Source organism: Halomonas sp. 707D4, assembly GCF_024158685.1.
Lineage (GTDB): Bacteria > Pseudomonadota > Gammaproteobacteria > Pseudomonadales > Halomonadaceae > Vreelandella.
Genome location: NZ_JAMZBD010000236.1, coordinates 1 through 4814 on the forward strand (window position 1 = coordinate 1; position 4814 = coordinate 4814).

Annotated in this window: 6 protein-coding genes; 3 read left to right on the plus strand and 3 right to left on the minus strand. The window is 65.2% G+C overall.

Annotated features, from left to right (window positions below):
• From BIS11_RS10885 to csiR, 3 genes are all read right to left on the minus strand, one after another.
• A partial coding sequence (locus BIS11_RS10885) for a CoA transferase (protein WP_253586045.1) occupies positions 1 to 135 on the minus strand: 135 nt, incomplete at its 3' end.
• A 21-nt stretch (positions 136 to 156) separates the two neighbouring features.
• A complete protein-coding gene (locus tag BIS11_RS10890) occupies positions 157 to 1335 on the minus strand; it encodes an acyl-CoA dehydrogenase (RefSeq protein WP_253423678.1) in 1179 nt (392 codons plus the stop codon).
• Between the two features lie 153 nt (positions 1336 to 1488).
• A complete protein-coding gene (csiR, locus tag BIS11_RS10895) occupies positions 1489 to 2178 on the minus strand; it encodes a DNA-binding transcriptional regulator CsiR (protein WP_253423675.1) in 690 nt (229 codons plus the stop codon).
• 325 nt (positions 2179 to 2503) lie between these two features.
• Between csiR and BIS11_RS10900 the strand changes: the two genes are divergently transcribed.
• From BIS11_RS10900 to BIS11_RS10910, 3 genes are all read left to right on the plus strand, one after another.
• Positions 2504 to 3463, plus strand: a complete 960-nt coding sequence (locus BIS11_RS10900) for a TAXI family TRAP transporter solute-binding subunit (RefSeq protein ID WP_253423672.1) — start codon at positions 2504 to 2506, stop codon at positions 3461 to 3463.
• Between the two features lie 43 nt (positions 3464 to 3506).
• The gene (locus tag BIS11_RS10905) at positions 3507 to 3962 is read left to right on the plus strand and encodes a DUF1850 domain-containing protein (protein ID WP_253423684.1); all 456 of its coding nucleotides are present in this window, start codon (positions 3507 to 3509) and stop codon (positions 3960 to 3962) included.
• Between the two features lie 96 nt (positions 3963 to 4058).
• On the plus strand, positions 4059 to 4814 hold a 756-nt coding region (locus BIS11_RS10910; RefSeq protein WP_253586044.1), incomplete at its 3' end, for a TRAP transporter large permease subunit.

The following is a 4814-nucleotide window of genomic DNA, read 5'->3' on the forward strand; positions in this document are numbered from 1 at the left end:
GCCCAGGCCCGGGCGCTCGATCTTGATCACCTCGGCGCCCAGGTCCGCCAGCAGCTGCCCGCACCAGGGGCCGGCGAGCACGCGGGAGAGATCGAGCACCTTGATGCCGGCAAGCGGCGTGGGCGTATCGCTCATGGGGGCACCTCGTTCGGCAGGTTAGAAGAACGCCTGCAGGCCGGTCTGGGCGCGGCCCAGGATCAGCGCGTGCACGTCGTGGGTCCCCTCGTAGGTATTGACCGACTCCAGGTTCACCATGTGGCGAATCACGCCGTACTCGTCCGACACCCCGTTGCCGCCGTGCATGTCGCGGGAGAGGCGCGCGATGTCCAGCGCCTTGCCGCAGTTGTTGCGCTTGATCAGCGACACCATCTCCGGGGTCCAGTTGCCCGCATCCATCAGCCGGCCGACCTGCAAGGCCGCCTGAAGGCCGAGGGCGATCTCGGTTTGCATGTCGGCGAGCTTCTTCTGGATCAGCTGGTTGGCGGCGAGCGGGCGGTTGAACTGCTTGCGATCCAGGGTGTACTGGCGCGCGGCGTGCCAGCAGAACTCGGCAGTGCCCATCACGCCCCAGGCGATGCCGTAGCGCGCCTTGTTGAGACAGCCGAACGGGCCTTTCAGGCCGCTGACGTTAGGTAACAGGTTCTCTTCCGGCACGAAGGCGCCATCGAGCACGATCTCGCCGGTGATCGAGGCGCGTAGCGACACCTTGCCCTCGATCTTCGGCGTGGAGAAGCCTTCCGTGCCGCGCTCGACGATGAAGCCCTTGATCTGGTCGTCGTGGGCGGCGGATTTCGCCCACACCACGGCGAGATCGGCGATCGGACTGTTGGTGATCCACATCTTGGCCCCGGTCAGGCGGTAGCCGCCGTCGACCTTTTCGGCGCGGGTGATCATCGAACCCGGGTCGGAGCCGTGGTCCGGCTCGGTCAGCCCGAAGCAGCCGACCAGCTCGCCGGTGGCAAGTTTGGGCAGGTACTTCTGCTTCTGCTCTTCACTGCCGTAGGTTTCGATCGGGTACATCACGAGCGACGACTGCACGCTCATCGCCGAGCGGTAGCCGGAATCGACGCGCTCGACCTCCCGGGCGATCAGACCGTAGGCCACGTGGTTGACGCCGGCGCCGCCGTACGCCTCAGAAACCGTCGCGCCGAGCAGGCCAAGCTCGCCCATCTCGGACATGATCTCGCGATCGAAGCGCTCTTCGCGGAAAGCGCCGAGCACGCGAGGCTGAAGGTTTTCCTGACAGTAGTCCCGGGCGGCGTCGCGAATCTGACGCTCCTCGTCGCTGAGCTGCTGTTCCAGAAGAAGCGGGTCGTCCCAGTTGAAGCGTGACATGGCGAAGGCTCCTGAGCGTGTTGGCTCGTGGCGTGGCGCCGCGCTTGCAACCGGTGAGCACGGCGAAAAATGGAAGTCGGGGCGGTACCAGGCCGCCTGATTCAATCTATCGCCGTTATTTTAAAATATCTACATTTTTTTGAAACGCCGACGTTAGTCGATACCCCGCGCGCGCAGCACGTCGGTGATGATGAGCACCGGGGTCATCAAATGCTCGCGCATCAGGACGGCGGCGCGTTCGGCGTCGCGGGCCAGGATCACCTCGACCAGCGCGGTATGCTCGCGATGCTTGCGTTCGAGCGCCGGGGCGGACATCACCGTCTCCTGAAGCCATAGATGACGGTAGCGCTCCACCTGGTTGAACAGCGACTCGCGCATCTGCAGAAGGTGCGGTGAATTGCAGCCGCTGGCGATGGCGGTATGAAACGCCTGGTGGCGCGCATCCCACACGTCGAGCAGGTCCGTCGGCGTGTTGAGGCGGGTGATCTTGCCAAGGCGATGGGCGGTGGCCAGCACGCCGGCTTCCCAGTCGTCGTCGCCGCGCTCGATGGCAAGCCTCAGGATCAACCCCTCGAGCTGGGCGCGCGCATCGTAGATGTCGTTGAGCTCGGCCAGCGACATCGCGGCCACGCGGTAGCCGCGCTGGCTGATGGCGACCACCAGGCGATCCGCCACCAGTTGGGAGAGCGCCTCGCGCAGCGGGCCGGTGCTCAGCCCGTAGCGCTCTTTCAGAAGGCTCATCAGCAGTTTTTCGCCGGCCTGGTAGCGGCCACGAATGATGTCGCGCTTGAGTTCTCGGTAGGCGCTGATGGCCAGGTTGGGGCGGGGCAGGGGCGAGGCCATCGACTCTCCTTGATCGTCTCGATCGTGCGTTTAAACGCTAAAATAGCGGACATTGTGGTCGGATGGGGGTCATTCTACAGAAATTCGCGCCACTTGGCCTGGGCGAGCAGCCCTATAGCAATGCTACCTGGCACCCGGCGAAGGGCGTTTTCGCCCTCTTGGCTATGGAACCATCGTCCCATTAACGTTTGATTTGAAACCGTGCTAACGTCGGTTAAACGCTCTCCGATACCCGGATGGTCGTTTTGCACCGCCTGGATCTGCAACGTCAACAACGATCTTTCAAGAACGTCAACAACGATCTTTCAAGACAGGGGCAATGCTCATGCGAACGCTGAACTATGCAGTAGCCACCACCATGCTGGCCCTGGCGCTACCCGCCAGCGCCCAGCAGCTCTCGATCGCCACTGGCGGCACCGGCGGGGTGTATTACCCCATCGGCGGGGGGCTGGCCGAAATGATCAACAACCATATCGAAGGTGCCCAGGCCACTGCGGAAGTCACCGGTGCCTCGGTCGAGAACATGGGCCTGATCATGCGCGGCGACGCGGATCTCGCCACCGCCCTGGCCGATACCGTCTACCAGGCCTACACCGGCACCGGCGACTTCGAAGGCCGCCAGGTCGAGAACACCCGGGCGCTGGCCTCGATCTACCCCAACGCCGTGCAGCTGGTGGTGCTGGCGGAATCCGACATTCAGGGCATCAGTGATCTGGCCGGCAAGCGCGTCTCCGTCGGCGCGCCGGGCAGCGGCACCGAGCTCAACGCCCGCGCCGTGCTCGAGTCCAATGGCGTAAGCTACGACGACTTCACCGCCCAGCGGCTGAATTTCAACGAGACCGCCGACGCCATCCGCGATGGCGACATCGACGCCGGCTTCTGGAGCGTCGGCCCGCCGACCAGCTCGATCATGAACCTGGCGGCCACCCGCGACATCCGCCTGATCGGCCTTTCCGACGAGGAGATTGCCAACGCCCAGGAAGAGGAGGCGGTGTTCGCGCCTTACGAGCTGGCGGAAGGCCTCTACGACGGCATGGACGAGGCGGTGCAGACCATCGGCATTCCCAACGTGCTGGTGGTCAACGCCGACATGGACGAAGAGCTCGCCTACCAGCTCACCCAGCTTCTGTTCGAGCACATCGACGAGCTGATCGCGGTGCACCCTGCGGCCAACGACACCACCATCGAGTTCACCATGGCCTCCACCCCGGTGCCGCTGCATCCCGGCGCGATCCGCTACTTCGAGGAAGTCGGCGCCGAGATTCCGGACCGCCTGCGTCCTTGATCCCCGAGGAGGCGTTCTCATGCAGTGGTCGTTTCTGCCGCTGATGACGCTTTCGCTGGTGATACCGCCCGCCGGCGCCTGGGAACAGGCGCCGGCGCATTTGCTGGTCACCCGCGAAAGCGGCGAGGTACTGCTCGACGAGCCGGCGCCGGCGGGCAGCCGCTGGTGCATGACCTGGAACCATTCGGTGGAACACTTCACCGTGCGCGACTGCTATGTGAACCGTGAAGGCGCCATGGTGCTCGAGCGCAGCCACCAGCCGGACTTCGCCGCCGGGCTTGGCCATATCGAAGGCCGCGGGGTGCAGGTGTCCGACGGCGAAGGCGGCTACTGGATCGAAGAGATCATGGAGCCGGTGCCGGGCAATCGCTACGCACTGCGCGTGGGCACCCCGGCGGTGGATCACCGGCTGGCCTGGCCTGGCGGCGAGTACCCGACGGTGAGCCTTTCCGCGCGTGCCGCCGGCGAGCGGGTATATGTCGAGCTCACCACGCCCTGACCCGCGCCCGCCATCACGCCGGCGCGAACTGAAAAAAAGACATTCCAATATCGACGTTTCATCCCTTTAGCTTCCATTGCTCTCTTCGAGGTTCCCATGAGCGAAACCACTCAACCGCCGGTGGTCATGCCCGGTGCCAACGCGGTGCAGCCGCGCCTGGCGCTCTGGGCGATCACCTTCGTGGCGGTCGCCCTGTCGCTTTTCCAGCTCTACTCCGCCGGCATCCAGCCGCTGGGGCTTTTCTACCAGCGCAGCATCCACCTGGCGCTGATCATGCTGCTGGCGTTTCTGATGTTTCCGGTGTTCGGCCCTACCCGCAAGCGCGGCGTGCTGGGCTGGGGCATCGACGCCATCTTCTTCGCCGGCGCCTTCATCACCGGCGGCTACCTGGTGCTGTATCTCGACGAGATCGTCAACCGCGCCGGTTTCTGGAACCAGACCGACATCACCGTGGCGATCATCGCCACGGTGACCGTGCTCGAGGCCAGCCGCCGCGCAGTGGGGCTCGGGATGACCATCATCGGGCTGATCGCCATCGTCTACGCCCTGGCCGGGCCGCGCGGCGAGCTGCCCTGGCTCGGCGAGTGGCTGCCGGGCATCATGGCGCATCGCGGCTACACGCTCGATCGGGTGGCGGGGCAGCTCTACCTCGGCCAGGAGGGCATCTTCGGCCTGCCGCTGGGCGTTGCCGCGACCTACATCTTCATCTTCGTGCTGTTCGGGGCGTTTCTGGAGAGCACCGGCGCCGGCAAGTTCTTCATCGACCTGGCCTACGCCGCCACCGGGCGTCAGCGCGGCGGCCCGGCCAAGGCGGCGGTGCTGGCCTCGGCGGGCATGGGCTCGATCTCCGGC

What these genes read in the sequence shown, in the direction of transcription:
- BIS11_RS10890 (WP_253423678.1), bottom strand. Translation starts at nt 1,335, where the DNA reads ATGTCACGCTTCAACTGGGACGACCCGCTTCTTCTGGAACAGCAGCTC.
- csiR (WP_253423675.1), bottom strand. Translation starts at nt 2,178, where the DNA reads ATGGCCTCGCCCCTGCCCCGCCCCAACCTGGCCATCAGCGCCTACCGA.
- BIS11_RS10900 (WP_253423672.1), top strand. Translation starts at nt 2,504, where the DNA reads ATGCGAACGCTGAACTATGCAGTAGCCACCACCATGCTGGCCCTGGCG.
- BIS11_RS10905 (WP_253423684.1), top strand. Translation starts at nt 3,507, where the DNA reads ATGACGCTTTCGCTGGTGATACCGCCCGCCGGCGCCTGGGAACAGGCG.